1 protein-coding gene is annotated in these 611 nt (G+C 63.5%); it reads right to left on the bottom strand.

The window, feature by feature from the left end:
- Nucleotides 1-599, bottom strand: a 599-nt coding sequence (locus NWI01_RS18650) for an IS5 family transposase (protein WP_141385427.1), incomplete at its 3' end; no start/stop codon positions are given.
- Between the last annotated feature and the right edge of the window lie 12 nt (nt 600-611).

A 611-nucleotide genomic window follows, 5' to 3' on the forward strand; every position in this document is an offset into this window, starting at 1 on the left:
AATTGCCGGCGGTCATAGGCGCTGTCGGCGAACAGATGCTTGATGCGGGGCCAGCGTTTGACGAGAGCGTCGAGCACGATCTGAGCACCGGCGCTGTCGGCGATATCGGCGGTCGTGAGATTGACCATCAGGAGGCGCCCGTCGGTATCGACCGCGATGTGACGTTTGCGGCCAACAATCTTCTTGGCGCCGTCATAGCCGCGCGTGCCCTGTGCGGCCGGAGCCTTGACCGATTGGCTGTCGAGCACCGCCGCGCTCGGTTCCACCGTGCGGCCGCTGCGCGCCCGGTCGATCATCAGGGCGATCTCGTGGATCGTCCGAAACATCAGACGGCGCGCCAGGCGGCGAAACCACCAATAGACCGTCTGCCAGGGTGGGAAATGGATCGGCAGCATTCGCCATTCGCAGCCGGAGCGGACGAGATAGCGGATGGCGTTCAATACCTCCCGCAGATCCGTTCGCCGTGGGCTGCCGGTCGAACCTGCCTTCGGCAGAAACGGCTCGACCGCCGACCATTCCTCATCGGTCAGATCGCTCGGATAACGCTTCGTCTTCTTCTCAATCTTGGCCATCCGGCCACGGCTTGCGGAGGTCCACATCCCAAGCTTGAA

The organism is Nitrobacter winogradskyi (assembly GCF_006539545.1).
Classification (GTDB): domain Bacteria; phylum Pseudomonadota; class Alphaproteobacteria; order Rhizobiales; family Xanthobacteraceae; genus Nitrobacter; species Nitrobacter winogradskyi_A.